The organism is Streptomyces sp. NPDC104381, assembly GCF_055583745.1.
The window spans coordinates 533,643-547,910 of record NZ_JBVJNK010000005.1 but is presented as its reverse complement, the minus strand read 5'-3'; the positions used below and the strand labels follow the sequence as shown (position 1 = coordinate 547,910).

Annotated in this window: 16 protein-coding genes; 5 read left to right on the top strand and 11 right to left on the bottom strand. The window is 72.6% G+C overall.

Annotated features, from left to right (window positions below; genetic code table 11):
• On the bottom strand, positions 1 to 1,239 hold the full coding sequence (locus tag ACZ607_RS20190) for an FUSC family protein (protein ID WP_469736364.1): 1,239 nt from the start codon (positions 1,237 to 1,239) through the stop codon (positions 1 to 3).
• A gap of 140 nt (positions 1,240 to 1,379) precedes the next feature.
• Between ACZ607_RS20190 and ACZ607_RS20185 the strand changes: the two genes are divergently transcribed.
• Together ACZ607_RS20185 and ACZ607_RS20180 are read left to right on the top strand one after the other, a co-directional pair.
• Positions 1,380 to 1,562 (top strand): DUF6480 family protein, encoded by a 183-nt coding sequence (locus tag ACZ607_RS20185; protein WP_469736362.1) that lies wholly within the window; start codon positions 1,380 to 1,382, stop codon positions 1,560 to 1,562.
• Positions 1,559 to 2,173, top strand: coding sequence for an endonuclease (locus ACZ607_RS20180; RefSeq protein ID WP_469736360.1), 615 nt, complete (start codon positions 1,559 to 1,561; stop codon positions 2,171 to 2,173). Before ACZ607_RS20185 ends, ACZ607_RS20180 begins: the two co-directional genes overlap by 4 nt.
• Positions 2,174 to 2,179: 6 nt before the next feature.
• Here ACZ607_RS20180 and ACZ607_RS20175 read toward each other — a convergent pair whose 3' ends face one another.
• From ACZ607_RS20175 to ACZ607_RS20140, 8 genes are all read right to left on the bottom strand, one after another.
• Positions 2,180 to 2,929 (bottom strand): hypothetical protein, encoded by a 750-nt coding sequence (locus ACZ607_RS20175; RefSeq protein ID WP_469736358.1) that lies wholly within the window; start codon positions 2,927 to 2,929, stop codon positions 2,180 to 2,182.
• Positions 2,930 to 3,092: 163 nt separating this feature from the next.
• A complete protein-coding gene (locus ACZ607_RS20170) occupies positions 3,093 to 3,287 on the bottom strand; it encodes a hypothetical protein (RefSeq protein ID WP_099177066.1) in 195 nt (64 codons plus the stop codon).
• Between the two features lie 136 nt (positions 3,288 to 3,423).
• A complete protein-coding gene (locus tag ACZ607_RS20165) occupies positions 3,424 to 4,314 on the bottom strand; it encodes a phosphatidylinositol-specific phospholipase C/glycerophosphodiester phosphodiesterase family protein (RefSeq protein WP_469736355.1) in 891 nt (296 codons plus the stop codon).
• 210 nt (positions 4,315 to 4,524) lie between these two features.
• Entirely contained in the window at positions 4,525 to 5,646 is a 1,122-nt protein-coding gene (locus tag ACZ607_RS20160) for an acyl-CoA dehydrogenase family protein (RefSeq protein ID WP_469736353.1), read from the bottom strand.
• Entirely contained in the window at positions 5,643 to 6,836 is a 1,194-nt protein-coding gene (locus tag ACZ607_RS20155) for an acyl-CoA dehydrogenase family protein (protein WP_469736351.1), read from the bottom strand. The genes ACZ607_RS20160 and ACZ607_RS20155 overlap by 4 nt, the downstream gene beginning before the upstream one ends.
• Positions 6,833 to 7,801, bottom strand: a complete 969-nt coding sequence (locus ACZ607_RS20150; RefSeq protein WP_469736349.1) for an NADPH:quinone oxidoreductase family protein — start codon at positions 7,799 to 7,801, stop codon at positions 6,833 to 6,835. Before ACZ607_RS20150 ends, ACZ607_RS20155 begins: the two co-directional genes overlap by 4 nt.
• 103 nt (positions 7,802 to 7,904) lie before the next feature.
• Positions 7,905 to 8,513 carry a helix-turn-helix domain-containing protein gene (locus ACZ607_RS20145; protein ID WP_469736347.1) on the bottom strand — a complete coding sequence of 203 codons (609 nt, stop codon included), beginning with the start codon at positions 8,511 to 8,513 and terminating at the stop codon, positions 7,905 to 7,907.
• 59 nt (positions 8,514 to 8,572) lie between these two features.
• Positions 8,573 to 9,304: a PIG-L deacetylase family protein gene (locus ACZ607_RS20140; RefSeq protein WP_469736345.1), complete on the bottom strand. Its 732-nt coding sequence runs from the start codon at positions 9,302 to 9,304 to the stop codon at positions 8,573 to 8,575.
• A 212-nt stretch (positions 9,305 to 9,516) separates the two neighbouring features.
• Between ACZ607_RS20140 and ACZ607_RS20135 the strand changes: the two genes are divergently transcribed.
• A complete protein-coding gene (locus ACZ607_RS20135) occupies positions 9,517 to 10,089 on the top strand; it encodes a rhodanese-like domain-containing protein (protein ID WP_099177061.1) in 573 nt (190 codons plus the stop codon).
• A gap of 89 nt (positions 10,090 to 10,178) precedes the next feature.
• Here the strand turns inward: ACZ607_RS20135 and ACZ607_RS20130 are convergent, their stop codons facing one another.
• Positions 10,179 to 11,480: an alpha/beta fold hydrolase gene (locus ACZ607_RS20130; protein ID WP_469736342.1), complete on the bottom strand. Its 1,302-nt coding sequence runs from the start codon at positions 11,478 to 11,480 to the stop codon at positions 10,179 to 10,181.
• 280 nt (positions 11,481 to 11,760) lie between these two features.
• On the opposite strand from ACZ607_RS20130, the gene ACZ607_RS20125 reads away from it, so the two are divergent.
• Complete coding sequence (locus ACZ607_RS20125; protein WP_469736340.1) at positions 11,761 to 12,585, top strand: aldo/keto reductase; 825 nt, start codon at positions 11,761 to 11,763, stop codon at positions 12,583 to 12,585.
• Positions 12,586 to 12,813: 228 nt separating this feature from the next.
• On the opposite strand, the gene ACZ607_RS20120 is transcribed toward ACZ607_RS20125, so the two are convergent.
• Positions 12,814 to 13,101, bottom strand: a complete 288-nt coding sequence (locus tag ACZ607_RS20120; protein WP_469736338.1) for a DUF2087 domain-containing protein — start codon at positions 13,099 to 13,101, stop codon at positions 12,814 to 12,816.
• A 130-nt stretch (positions 13,102 to 13,231) separates the two neighbouring features.
• Here ACZ607_RS20120 and ACZ607_RS20115 point away from each other — a divergent pair, with 130 nt between their 5' ends.
• The gene (locus ACZ607_RS20115; RefSeq protein ID WP_469736633.1) at positions 13,232 to 14,206 is read left to right on the top strand and encodes an acetylxylan esterase; all 975 of its coding nucleotides are present in this window, start codon (positions 13,232 to 13,234) and stop codon (positions 14,204 to 14,206) included.
• Positions 14,207 to 14,268: the final 62 nt, after the last annotated feature.

Sequence of the window (14,268 nt, the reverse complement as noted above, 5' to 3'; positions counted from 1 at the left end):
TCACTCCTCGGCGCGCAGCCGCGTCCGCTTCACCCCGCGCAGCCGGCGGGAGACCTCCCGGAGCCGCGGGTGGCGTTCGTGGGCCTCGGCGGAACGGCGGTCCAGCTCCTCGGCCAGGCGCTCCGTGCGCTTGTCGATGTCGAGTTCGTCGAGGATGCGGTCGACCTCCGCGAGCAGTGCGCCGTGCAGCTGCCACTGCCGGGGGTGTTCCTGTACGTCCTCCAGCAGCAGGTCCGCCACCCGGTCACGGGTCGCACGGCTGCGGGCGAGAGCGTCGGCCAGCCGTTCCTCGGCCTCCTCACCGCTCTCGGCCATCGGTGTGGTGATCATCAACGCGAACCCCTCGATGGCGTCGGACATGTGCCCGAACAACTCCCTGAGGTCCGTGGCGACGTCCTCGGGGAAGAGCGTTTCCTCGGTACGTGCCTTGGCGAGGTCGGTCAGCGTCCGGGTCAGGACGCGCAGCACCACGGCGCAGATCTCCAGCGTGTCGAGCCCCGTCCGCAGGACGACGCGGTAGAGCAGGCCCTGTTTGACGCGGGGGTTGAGCCTGAGGCTCTCCTCGGCCTGCCGCAGGGAGGCGTCGACCTCCACGATGTCGTGGTCGAGGCGGCGGGCTTCGTGCAGGCGCGCGGCGGCCTCCCTTACGGGGTGGTTACCGCCGATCTCGTCGCCCAGGGCCCGGAACATCCTTCCCATCCGCTTCCCCAGGCCTCCGATGGAGGCGCCCGCCGACTCGACCCAGACGGGCGGCGCCAGCAGGAGGTTGAAGAGCAGGCCGACCCCGGCGCCGATCAAGGTCTCCAGGACGCGTTCCCAGGCGGTGGCGGCGACCTGCGACACGCCGAGGACCAGCATCGCGCTGATGGCCACCTCGGGTACGAACTCGTTGACCCTGACCAGCCGGCCGATCAGCAGGGAGGTGAAGATCGTCAGCCCGAGGCTCCACCAGCTCAGGCCGACCAGGGAGCTGAATCCGCTGGCGATCAGGACCCCGACGACGACGGCGTTCACACGCCGGATCCCGGTGGTGAGCGTGGCGTAGAGCGTCACCTGCACCACGAGGAGCGCGGTGAGGGGCGCGGTGAGAGGCGCGGGATGCGGTGCTGGCAGGACCGTCTGGGCCACCGCGAAGGCGATGACGGCCGCCGCCGTCGACCGCAGGGTCTGGGCCGCGGCCGGTTCGGTGGTGCGCTGGACGAGTTTGACGACGGGCTCGGGCGTGGCGACTGCTGGCATGCCTAGACGGTGCCCCGTTCCGCGGCACCGCAGCGCTTCGGGGACCGGTCGGACTCCGTACGGACGTACACGTGCCGCCGTCGGCACCGGGCTCACGCCCGCGCCTCGCGGTCGCGCGCCCTCGGAGGGATGGTGGAGACATGGCTATCTCACTCACACCCCCGACCGAGACACCTCCGGCGGAGGGCTGCATCAGCGAAGCGCACGTCGAACGCGCGGACGGAGGGATCTGGGAGCACCCGGCCTTCTGGGCGGCCCTGGTGCTGCTGGGTTCGCTCATCGTCGCGGGGTACTTCATCGCGCGGATCTTCGGATTCACGTGAGCACCCGGCGGACCCTGGACGCGCTTCTGGAACGGCACGGCACCACGTACGCGGCCGAGGCGGGCATCAAGCTGCGTGACACCCCGCAGCCGCTGTACCAGCTGCTCGTCCTGAGCCTTCTGCTGTCCGCGCGGATCCGTGCGGACATCGCGGTGGCCTCGTCCCGGGCGCTCTTCCAGCACCGGTTGCGCACCCCGCGCCGTATGGCCGACGCCACCTGGCAGGAGCGCGTCGACGCGCTGGGCGAGGGCGGCTACCGGCGGTACGACGAACGGACGGCGACCCAGCTCGGCGACGGCGCGCTGCTCCTGCTCGACACGTACGGCGGGGATCTGCGGCGACTGCGGCGTGCGGCCGACGGCGACATGGACACGCTGCGGGCGGGGCTCCAGCGCTTCCCGGGCATCGGGCCGGCGGGCGCCGACATCTTCCTGCGCGAGGTGCAGTCGGTGTGGCCCGAGGCGTCGCCCTATCTCGACCCGAAGGCGCTCCAGGGCGCGGAACGGCTCGGCCTGCCCACCACACCGGACGGGCTCGTCCGGCTGGCGAGGGACGAGGACCCGGCCGTTCTCGCCGCGGCGCTGGTGCGGAGCGCGCTGGACAAGGGCTGAGCCCGGTCAGCCCGTCGGCCGCCGCTTGCCCGGCTTGGTGGAGCGGCCCTCCACGAGCGCGCGCCTGATCTGCGCGGCGGTGGCACGGGCGTGCTCCGAGGTGGACGTGCGGTCGGCCACCGAGGTGACGAACCGATGGGTGGGGCGAAGACACCTGCCGCACGGGGTGTCGTCCGTGATCAGGTATCCGTCCTCGCACTGGGGGTCCGTGCAGCGGCCGGGGCCCACGAGCGCCTCGGCGATCTCCTGGGGCGCCCAGCGCCGCCGCCCGTCCTCGTCCTTCTCGTGGAGCGCGTGCGACCAGCGGACGTTCCACCGGCGTTCGAGCCGCTCCAGCAGCTGGTCGGGGGTGCGCCGGGCGAGCTCCTGGTGGATCAGGTCGTGCACCGTACGGGGGTGGCGGTGGCCCAGTGCCTGGACCAGCGGTTGCGGAAGTGCCTGGAGGATGTAGGCGACGGGGTCGCCCGCCGCGCGCTCACGCCACTTGCGGCAGCTGCAGGGCCCCTCGGCGGGCAGCGCGCGCTGGCACCGTCCGCAGCGGCCGCGGCACTCGGCGCAGAGCCCGTTCTCCAGTCCGTCCAGGTGCGGTGCGGGGGCGCGGCCGCAGTCGCGGCAGCAGGCTGCGCAGGGACCACAGAGACGCTCGTCGCCCAGTTTCGTCGTCCACTGCCGCTGCTGGCAGCGGCAGCACAGGACGTTGTTGCAGTACTCGTGGTGGGCGGCGCCCGAGTGCCGTCCGGAGGGCGGGAATGACATGGATACGTTCTCCAGGTGCGTGGCGAGGGCCGGTCAGGTCCAAGCCATGTCGACGAAGCGCGCGCAGGGGCCTCGGACGACGGTATCGCCCTCGTCGGGTCCCGTGCGGCACGGTGCCGCGTTCAGCCGACATTCTCCCGCACCCGGACGGTGCGTGGGGTGGTCAGGGCCGCAGGCCGCTGACGACGTTCGCGGTGGCGGTGATCCCTTCGTGGATGGTGGGAGCCATGCTCGTACCCGCAAGGAAGAATCCCAGCAGGGCGCAGACGATCGCGTGCGAGATCTTCAGTCCTCCGTTACGCAGGAAGATCACTGCGAGGATCAGCAGAAGCAGCACCACTGAGATCGAAATGGCCATGGCCAACCTCCTCCGCCGCGCCGGAATTGCGGCATTCGGCCGCCAGTGTGGCGCAGCGGAGGGGCCGTTCGGCGCACTGGCGTGTCCGCCGAACGGGTGTTGACTCACGGTGACGGGATGCGGCCGTCGGCGCCGGTCAGCCGTCCTGGTGGCCGCCGGGCTCGCGCCGGCGCAGGAACCGTTCGAGACCTGCCAGATCGTCGGTGTTGAGGTGGTCGACGTCGGCGGCGACCAGCTCGTTCCAGACGGCTTCGCGTGCGGGGCCCGCGAGGTCGGGTGTGCCCCAGAAGCGGACCCGTTGTCCGCTCCCGTGGGCCGCCGCGACGAGGGTGCGGAGCCGGTCGCGTTCGGCAGCCGGGAAGGGGCCTGTCCCCTGCCAGCTGAAGCTCGTGGCCCAGTTGCCGCTGATGAGCGGGATGAAGGTGGCGGGGGCCGCGGTGCCGAGATCCTCGGGCCGGCCGTCGTAGAAGGCGTACCGGGTGGTCTGCGCCTCCATGGGGGCGCGGGCCGCCCGGTCTCCCGAGACGACGGCGGTGACGGCGCCGGCGCGGACCCGGCCGTGGGCGGAGCGGGTGAGGAGGGGGCGGTAGCGGCGGAGCACCCGGTCGAGTTCGAGGTAGGTGGCGGCGCCGTCGGTCTTGATGTCGATCAGCAGCTGGAGCGGGGCGGGGCGTCCGGCGTGGACGTGGCCGTGGTGGGCGCGGACCCGGGCCGCCAGAGGGTCGAGGTACAGGGAGACGAGGGTGCGTGCGGGGTCGAGGCTCTCGGCCTCGTGGGCGACGAGCAGCCGGCCGTCGACGAGGAAGATGTCCGCCTCGACGCTGGTGAAGCCGTGCGCGAGCGCGTCGTGGAGGGGCCGCCGGTGCAGGTAGTCGTTGTGGGCGTGGGCCCGGGCCAGGGGCCGGGGGCCACGCGGGCGGGGGTTCGCGGTGAGGTCCGCGGCGGCGGCCTGGGCGGGGATGAACGCTCCCGCGGCGGCCGTGGCGAGGGCGGTGGTGACGACTCTGCGACGGGTCAGGTGTGCCATGGGTCTCCCTGAAGCGGTCGGAGGGGCAGAGCGGGCGGGGGGGACGCGACGAGTATGGAGGCGACGACGGTCCGAAAGGCAGGTACCTGCCAAGAGTTGGGGCGACCGTCGCCCGCGCGTCGGCCGCGCTGCGCCTGCTGTTCCCCGCCCTCCCGGGGTGCGGGGCGGGGGTGCGCCCGACGCTCCGACGCACCCCCGCCCCGCTTCTCCTCACGGAGCCGGCAGCTCCACCAGCCCCGCCACGGCCTCACGGTGGCGCCCGGCGGTGCCGTACGCGATCGAGTCCGCCTTGGCCCGCTTCAGATACAGGTGCGCGGGGTGCTCCCAGGTCATCCCGATCCCGCCGTGCAACTGGACGCACTCCTCCGCCGCGTGCACCGCGACCTCGGAGCAGTACGCCTGTGCCACGGCGACCGCGAGCGGCGCGTCCGGGCTGCCGGTCGCCAGCGCGTCCGCGGCGTTGCGGGCGGCGGCACGCGCGGAGACGACCTCCAGCCAGAGCTGGGCCATCCGGTGCTTCAGCGACTGGAAGGAGCCCACCGGCCTGTTGAACTGATGGCGTTCACGGGTGTGGCGGACGGTCTCGGTCAGGCACCACTCGGCCAGTCCGAGCTGTTCCGAGGCGAGCAGTCCCGCGCCGGCCAGCAGGCCCTTGCCCACCGCCGCGGCCGCGGGGCCCGCTTCGGCGAGCAGGGTCCCGGTGGCCCCGGTCAGGGTGACCGTGGCGAGCGGGCGGGTCAGGTCGAGCGGGACGAGCGGCTGGACGGCGACGCCTGCCCCGCCGGCTTCCACCGCGTACAGGCCCTCCGCGGTGGGCACCAGCAGTACATCGGCCGCCGCCGCGTCCGCGACGCCGGTCACGGTCCGCTCCAGGGTGCCGGTCATCGACGCGGCCGCGTCCGCGGGCGCCGAGGCGAACGGCAGGGCGAGCACGGCGGCCTTGCGGCCCTCCGCCAGGTCCCCGAGGAGTGCGGCGGCGGGGCCGCCGGCATCCGCCAGCGCGAGCAGGATCTCGGTCGCGACGACGGCGCTCGTCAGGTACGGCGCCGGGGCGACGCTGCGGCCGAGCTCCTCCAGGACGACGGCGGCCTCACGATGGGTGGCGCCCTGGCCGCCGAGCTTTTCCGGGACGAGCAGCCCGGCAGCTCCGATCCCGGTGGCGAGCGATTCCCACAACCGCAGGTCGTACGGCGTGTCGGACTCGATCCCGGCGATCACCGCCGGCGCGTCGGCCCGGTCGGCGAGCAGTGAGCGGACGGCGGACCGCAGGTCCTCCTCGGCTTCCGAGTAGAGCAGGTCGGGCGCCTGGGCGGCTTCGTTCTGTGCGGTCATCGGGCGAGATCCTTCCAGGCGACGTCCTTGTCGTTACGGGGCTCGGCGGGCAGTCCGAGGACGCGCTCGGCGACGATGTTGAGCAGGACCTCGCTCGTCCCGCCCTCGATGGAATTGCCCTTGGACCGCAGATAGCGGTAGCCGGCGTCCCGTCCGGTGAAGTCGACCAGTTCCGGGCGGCGCATGGTCCAGTCGCCGTACAACAGACCTTCGTCACCGAGGAGTTCGACCTCGAGACCGCTGATCTCCTGGTTGAGGCGGGCGAACGCGAGCTTCATGCCGGAGCCTTCGGGTCCCGGCTGTCCGGCGACGAGCTGCTGGCGCAGCCGTTCACCCGTGAGCCGGGCGACCTCGGCCTCGACCCAGAGCGTGAGCAGCCGCTGGTGGAGGTCGTGGGTACGCAGGCCGGGCTGTTCGCGCCAGGTCTTCGCGACGGTGCCGATCATGCCGCCCTCGCGGGGGATGCGGGCTCCGCCGATGGAGACGCGCTCGTTCATCAGAGTGGTCTGGGCGACCTTCCAGCCGTCGCCGACCGGGCCGAGGCGCCTGCTGTCCGGGATGCGTACGCCGGTGAGGAAGACCTCGTTGAACTCGGCCTCGCCGGTGATCTGGCGCAGTGGCCGCACCTCGACGCCGGGGTCGGTCATGTCGCAGATGAAGTAGCTGATGCCGCGGTGCTTGGGGACGTCCGGGTCGGTGCGGGCGATCAGGATCGCCCAGCGGGCCACGTGGGCGCTGGACGTCCAGACCTTCTGCCCGTCGACCACCCAGTCACCCCCTTCCTCACGGACGGCGCGGGTACCGAGGGCGGCGAGGTCGGAGCCGGCTCCGGGCTCGCTGAAGAGCTGGCACCACACCTCCTCGCCGACCCACAGCGGGCGCAGGAAGCGCTGCTTCTGCTCCTCCGTGCCGTAGCCGAGGATCGTCGGGGCGGCCATGCCGAGGCCGATGCCGATCCGGCGCGGGTCGTTGTCGGGGGCGCCGGCGGCGGCGAGCTCGGCGTCGACGACGGACTGGAGGGAGCGCGGGGCGTCCAGTCCGCCGAGGCCGACGGGGTAGTGCACCCAGGCCAGGCCCGCGTCGAAGCGCGCCTTGAGGAAGTCGGTGCGGTCGGTCGTGGCCGGCGGGTGGGCGGCCAGCAGTTCCCGGGTGAGGCGCCGGACCTGCGCCGTGTCGAGAGCGGTGCTCATCGGGTGCCTCCTGACGGCAGGACGACGATACGGCCGGTGCTGGTGCCGTCGGCGACCCGCTGGACGGCGCGCGCCGCGTCGGCCATGGGGACGCGCTCGCTGATCAGCGGCTTGATGACGCCCTGGGCGGCGAGCTTGGTGAGCTCGTCGTGGCAGGCGCGGACGGCGGCCGGGTCCTTGGTGTTGTACAGACCCCAGTGGAGTCCGACGATCGAGTAGTTCTTCACCAGGGCGTGGTTCAGGCCGGGGGTGGGGATCTCGCCGCCGGCGAAGCCGACGACGACGACACGGCCCTCGAAGGCGATGCACTTGACGGACTTGGCGTAGGCGTCGCCGCCGACGGGGTCGTAGACCACGTCCGCGCCGCGTCCGCCCGTGGCCTCCTTCACCGCCGCGACGATGTCCTCGCTCCGCCGGTCGATGACCAGGTCGCAGCCCAGTTCGCGGGCGATCGCGGCCTTCTCGGGTCCGCCGACGACCCCGATGACGGTGGCGCCGGCCGCCTTGCCCAGCTGGACGGCCGCACTGCCGACGCCGCCCGCGGCCGCGTGCACCAGGAGCGTCTCGCCGGCCTGCAGGCGGGCCCTCCGGTGCAGTCCGAACCAGCCGGTCTGGTAGCCGATGTGCAGGGCCGCGGCCTCCGCGTCGTCCAGTGCGTCGGGGGCCGGCAGCAGCGCCGCCTCGTCCGCCACGACGTACTCGGCGAATCCGCCGTCGGGGAGGGCGGGGGTGGCGAGCACCCGGCGCCCGTCCTCCGTCACGCCGCAGATCTCCACACCCGGGGTGAAAGGCAGCGGGGGCCTCACCTGGTACTGACCGCGGCAGAGCAGCGCGTCGGGGAAGTTGATGTTCGCCGCGCGCACCTCGAGCAGCACCTGCCCGTCCCCGGGGGTCGGCCGGTCGGTCTCCTCGAGCTCCATCACCTCGCTCGGCTCGCCGTTCCGGTGCACTCGCCATGCCTGCATGAGGGGCCTCCACAACACTGTCGGCATTACCACTGCTCCGCCGCATACTAAGCGGTCGCTTGCCCCTCTGGGAACACCTCTCACCGACCGGCCGCGGAGCCGCCTACGACCGCTTCGGCTTGGCCCTGACGTGCATCCGCTCCCCCTGCGGCCCGAACAGGCTGAGGAATTCGACCGGCTCGTCACCGGCGGGGCCGAACCAGTGCGGGAGCCGGGTGTCGAACTCGGCGGCCTCACCGGGCGCCAGCACCAGGTCGTGCTCGGCGAGCTTGAGCCGCAGCCGCCCGTTGAGCACGTACAGCCACTCGTATCCCTCGTGGGTGCGCTGCTCGGGCGGCTCGGTGCAGGGGGCCTCCTGGATGACCTTGTACGCCTGGAGGCCCCCCGGCCGGGCGGTGAGCGGGAGCGAGGTCTTCGTGCCGTGCACGATCGGCTTCGCCTTGACCCGTGGATCCCCGACCGGGGGCGCCCCGACGAGATCGTCCAGCGGCACCTCATGGGCTCGGGCGATGGGGAGCAACAGCTCCAGGCTGGGCCGACGGCCGCCGGATTCGAGGCGGGAGAGGGTGGAGACGGAGATTCCGGTCGCCTCGGAGAGCCCGGCCAGCGTCACTCCCCGGTCCTTGCGCAGCCGCCTCAGCCGCGGGCCCACTCCGGTGAGCACGGCGTCGAGGTCGGGGTCTTCGTGATTCTGTCCCGTCATGACGTCCATTGCAGAATCGGCAATCCTGTTTGTCAATCGGTACGGTCGCGGGCCTGCCGGCGGGCCGCTCAGCGGGCGAAGAGCTCGAAGGTGACGGCCGGGCGGCCACCGAAACGCTCGGCGGCCGCTCCGGTGGTGCCGGTGAGGAACGTACGGCAGTACGCCTCCGGGTCCTCGTCCGTCAGCACTTCGATGTAGGTGCGGTGGGCCAGCAGCGACCGGACCGACCGCTCGAACCCCGGTGTCGCGTCGGCCGCGTGGGTGGGCCGGTCGGTGCCCGCCACGGCGACCCAGCGCACCCCGTCCCACGGCTCGAGGCCCTGCTCCGCCAGGTCGGTGAAGATCCAGCGGTTCCCCGCGTCGCCCGCCGCGTCCAGGGTGGCCCGGCCGACGGCGCGGTGGTCCGGAGTGTTCCAGGCGACGCCTCCCCAGGTGTCCCTGTGGTTCAGAGTGATGACGAGCTCGGGGCGGTGGCGGCGGATGGCCGCGGCGATGTCGCGGCGCAGAGCCGTGCCGTACTCGATGACACCGTCACGGTGGTCCAGGAACTCCACGGCGGTGACACCGACGGCCGCCGCGCTCTCCCGCTGCTCCCGCTCCCGCAGCGGTGCGCACTCGGCGGGGGCGATGGTGTCGATCCCGGCCTCCCCGCGGGTCGCCAGGAGGTAGGTCACCTCACGGCCCTCGTCGGTCCAGCCGGCCACGGCGGCGGCGCAGCCGTACTCCAGGTCGTCGGGGTGAGCCACCACGGCCAGCGCGCGATGCCAGTCCGTGGGCATGGGTTCCAGCTGCTGTGTCATACCTCGCAGGCTATCCAGCGAAGGGTGACGGATACGTGCATTCCGGAAGCGGTTCGGGGCAGGGACCTGGGAGCCGCTCCGGCCGGACACACCGTACGACCAGGTACGCAGGGCCGGGAAGCAATACCCCCCAGGGTATTATTACGGTCCGGGGCGCCGGGGTGAGCAGACCCCGGGCGGCCCCGCTCCGGCGACCGAAAGGAACCTCGCTCGTGATCAGCCCCGCCTCCCTCTCCCCCACCGAGGCCGCAGCCCGCCTGGAGGAGTTCACCGTCATCGACGTACGGGCCCCCGGCGAATACGCCTCCGGGCACGTGCCCGGCGCGCTGAACATCCCGCTCGACCGGCTCACCGAGGCGGTCCCCGCGCTGAAGTCGGCTTCCGCCCGTGGCTCGCTGCTCGTGGTGTGCGCCTCCGGCGTGCGGTCCACCAGGGCGTGCGAGATCCTCGCCGACGCCGACATCGACGCCGCCACCCTGACCGGCGGGACCTCCGCGTGGGAGGGCGACGGGCACGGGCTCGACCGCCCGGTGGGCGCCCGGGCGACCTGGCCGATGGAGCGCCAGGTCCGCCTCGCCGCCGGTTCGCTGGTGGTGGCCGGCCTGGTGGCGGGCCGGCGCTTCCCGGCGGCGAGGTGGCTGTCGGCCGGCATCGGCGCCGGGCTCGTCTACTCCGCGGTGAGCAACACCTGCGGCATGGCCGCCGCCCTCTCCAAGCTTCCGTACAACCGCGCGCCGCAGTCGGCGGCCGGCCTGGACGCGACGCTGGACGCGCTCCAGGGCTGACCGCGCGCCGGCCAGGGCGTGTTCGGAAAGTGGCGCCGCCCGGCCGCCGGGCGGGCGGGACTCTCGGAACACGCCCTGCGGGACGACCCTCAGCGGTCGCTCTCACCCCGTACGAGGGCGAGCAGCCGGTCCAGTACGCGGGGACCGCCCGCGCGCACACCGTCGTGCTCGTACTCGCTGGTCACCCATGTCCGCAGCCCGCGGATCGAGGACGCGGTGCGCAGCGCGTGGCCGGTGTCGACGTACATGTCGTCGTGATAGACGGCCGCGGCCACCGGCACCTCGTTGGCCGCGAGCCGCTCCGCGTCGTACAGGGCGGGCCAGTCGGTGCGGGCGGCGAGCAGCTCCGCCGTCTCGCGCAGGGGGCGCAGCGCGGGATCGACGTCGAAGTGCCAGGGGTGGATGCTCTCGCCGGTGAAGAGCACCGGGCCGTCGCCGGCCAGGGCGGCCTCGGCGTCGAACTGCGGGAACTCGGCGCGTACGCGTTCGGCGGCCCAGTCGGTGGGCCGTGCGCCCTGTCCGTAGATCGCCTCGTGCATCAGGGCGTACAGCGGGTGGCCGGCGAACGAGGTGGCGGTGCGCATGGCCTCCTGGAAGGCGTCGGACAGCTCGGTACCGTGCGGGCCCTCGACGAACGCGTTCTCCAGGAGGTAGTGCAGCTGGTGGCTGCCGCTGCCCGACCCCAGCATGATGCCGAGGGACTGGAAGCCCTCGGGAGTCAGCGTGTGCCCGGCGCTCTCCGGGCGGTGCTCGGAGAGGTGCGCGGCGATGGCGCGGGCACGGTCGACGTCCTGCGGATAGCGGGCGTAGTGCGCGGCGACCTTCCGCTCGATCCTCGGGTAGGCGGCCCGGTAGACGTCGTCGGCGTGCGCGTCCAGGGAGGGCAGACCGCCGGTGATCAGGACGGCTTCGAGGCCTTCCGGGGCGGCCGAGAGGTAGTGGACGGCGCAGAAGCCGCCGAAGGACTGCCCCAGGACCGTCCAGGGCGCGCCGCCGGTGAGCCCGGGGCGGATCAGTTCGCAGTCGCGGACGATGCTGTCGGACCGGAAGTGGGCCAGATAGTCGGCCTGCTCACGGGCGCCGCCGCGCGACGGCAGCGTCTGCCGGTTGGCGGGGGTGGACAGACCGGTGCCGCGCTGGTCCAGGAGCAGCACACGGAATTCCCGCACCGCCCGCCCCAGCCAGGCCTCCGTACCCACGAAGCGGCGGGCGCCGAAGCCGGGGCCGCCTTCCAGATAGACCAGCCACGGGAGTTGCTCGCCGGCCTTCCCGCTCGCCACGGCCTCCCGGCCGAAGATCTCGATCGTCTCGCCGCCCGGATCGTCGTGGTCGAGGGGGACCGTGAACCGTCGGTCGGTGAGGACGATGCCGGGCTGGCGATAGCTGCTCAAGTGAACTCCTGTATCCGCTGCTTCCCGGACAGTTCAGCACATCGCCGCGTTCGGGCCGGTCGCGGCCCGTGTGCGGTGGCCTCCGGCGCCGCTGCCCGACCGCGTTCCCTCACCCTGCGGTCGAGGGTGAGGGTTGGCCGTTTCGCCGGGATCGCCCCGACCGGACGCATCGGCGGTACGCCTTATCGGCGCTTGCGATTAACCCGCGTGTGCAATTATTGTCTACGCCAGTAACCATCGCACGCGGATCAGCTCGGTCCGACGCAGGAAAGGCTCCACCATGTCCACGGTCCCCACCGTCACGCTCAACAACGGCGTCACGATTCCGCAGCTCGGCTTCGGTGTCTTCCAGGTCCCCGACGACGAGACGACCGCCGCGGTCTCCGCCGCGCTGGAGGCGGGCTACCGCTCCATCGACACCGCCGCCGTCTACGGCAACGAGGCGGGCGTGGGCCGGGCGCTGGCCGACTACGGGCTCGCCCGCGACGAACTGTTCGTGACGACGAAGCTCTGGAACGCGGACCAGGGCTACGACGCCACGCTGGCCGCCTTCGACACGAGCCTGGCCAAGCTCGGCCTCGACCATGTGGACCTCTACCTCATCCACTGGCCCACCCCGGCACGCGACCTGTACGTCGACACCTGGCGCGCCCTGGAGAAGCTGCTGGCCGACGGCCGGATCCGGGCCGCCGGCGTCTCTAACTTCCAGCCCGCGCACCTGCGCCGTCTGGCGGAGGAGAGCTCCCTGGTGCCCGCCGTCAACCAGATCGAGCTGCACCCCGGGCTCCAGCAGAGCGAGCTGCGCGCCGTGCACGCGGAGTACGGCATCGCCACCGAGGCATGGAGCCCGCTGGCGCAGGGCGCGCTGCTGGACGACGAGGCGCTCGTGTCCATCGCCGAACGCCACGCGAAGACGCCCGCGCAGGTCGTGCTGCGCTGGCACCTCCAGCTCGGCAACGTCGTGATCCCCAAGTCGGTGACTCCCGCGCGGATCCGGCAGAACATCGACGTCTTCGGCTTCGAGCTGTCGGCCGCCGACATGGACGCGATCGCGGGCCTGGACCGCGGCATGCGGACGGGACCGGACCCCGACACGCTCAACTGACCTGCGCCGACGGCCCGTTCCCGGGCCGGGGCGGACAGGACCGGGCAGGCGCCTCGCGCCTGCCCGGTCGTGCGTCACGGAGGCGGTTCACGTCTCACGGACACCACCACGTGTCACGCACGCCGTCACGTCTCACGGACGCCGCCAACCGTCACGCATGCGGTGCCGTTTCACGCATACGGTTCACGTCTCACGGACGTCGCCACCTGCCAGGCATGCGGTGTCGTTTCACGCGTGCGCGGGAGTCCCCCGCCGGTAGCTGCTGCCGTCCCGGGGCCGCTCCAGCAGGCCCGCCACCACGAGGTAGCGCCGCAGGGCCGAGCAGTCCTCGTGCACCGTGAGCAGCGCGTCGTTGACCTCGCGCTCGGTGTAGACGCGACCGTGCTCGAAAAGCGTCTGCGCGAGGTGCGCCAGCAGTTGTTCGCGGCGGGCGGGCTTCCGGGGGATCGCCGTCAGGCGCCCCCCGGAGAAGAGGGCGGCCACCTGGTGCGAACTGCGGGGTTCGGAATCGGACATGCGCGGAGCCTCGCAGGCACCCGCCGGCCCGGCAACGCCTTTTCCCACGATCCGAGCGCCGGTTGACGTTCGGGCGGACCGTCGTACGGTGTGACCATTCACTCACGCTTGCGACATGAGGCGGTTCCGCATGGCCCTGTTCGATCTCTCCCTCGATGAACTGCGCTCCTACCGCAGCCGGTCGGTGGAGCCCGGGGACTTCGACGCGTTCTGGTCGGCCACGCTCGACGAGGCACGGACGCACGATCTGGACGCCCGCTTCGAGCGGCGTACGGACACCGGGCTCGTCACGGTCGACGTGTACGACGTCACCTTCGCCGGCTTCGGCGGCCACCCGGTCAAGGGATGGTTCGTGATACCCGCCGGGACCACCGAACCACTGCCGGTGGTCGTGGAGTTCATCGGCTACGGCGGAGGACGCAGCCTGCCCCACGCCCATCTGCTCTGGGCCTCGGCCGGCCTGGCCCACTTCGTGATGGACACCCGGGGCCAGGGCAGCGGCTGGGCCCCGGGCGACACCGCCGACCCGGTGGGCTCGGGCCCGTCGCTGCCCGGGTTCATGACCCAGGGCATCGAGGACCCGGCCACGTACTACTACCGCAGGGTGATCACCGACGCCGTACGCGCAGTGGAGGCGGCCCGTTCACATCCGCTGGCCGACGCCTCGCGCACCGCCGCGATCGGAGCGAGCCAGGGCGGCGGCCTCGCCCTCGCCGTCGGCGGGCTGGTGCCGGACCTGGCGGCCGTCGCCCCGGACGTGCCGTTCCTCTGCGACTTCCCCCGGGCGATCCGGATCACCGACCGCAAGCCGTACCGCGAGATCGGCGACTACCTCAAGACGCACCGGGGCCGGGCCGAGCAGGCCGCCAGGACGCTCGCCTACGTCGACGGGGTCCACTTCGCCGCGCGCGGGCGGGCGCCCGCCCTGTTCTCCGTGGCCATGGAGGACATGACCTGCCCGCCGTCCACCGTGTTCGCCGCCTTCAACGCCTACGCGCACGCCGAGAAGGAGATCGAGGTGTACGACTTCAACGACCACGAGGGCGGCGGCCCGTTCCAGCACGCCGTGCAGCTCGCACGGCTGCCGCGCCTGCTGAAGGCCTGACGCACGCGCACGGCCCGGACCTCTTGACCCACCTCGCGCGCGGAGCCTAGGTTTCCCCGGGA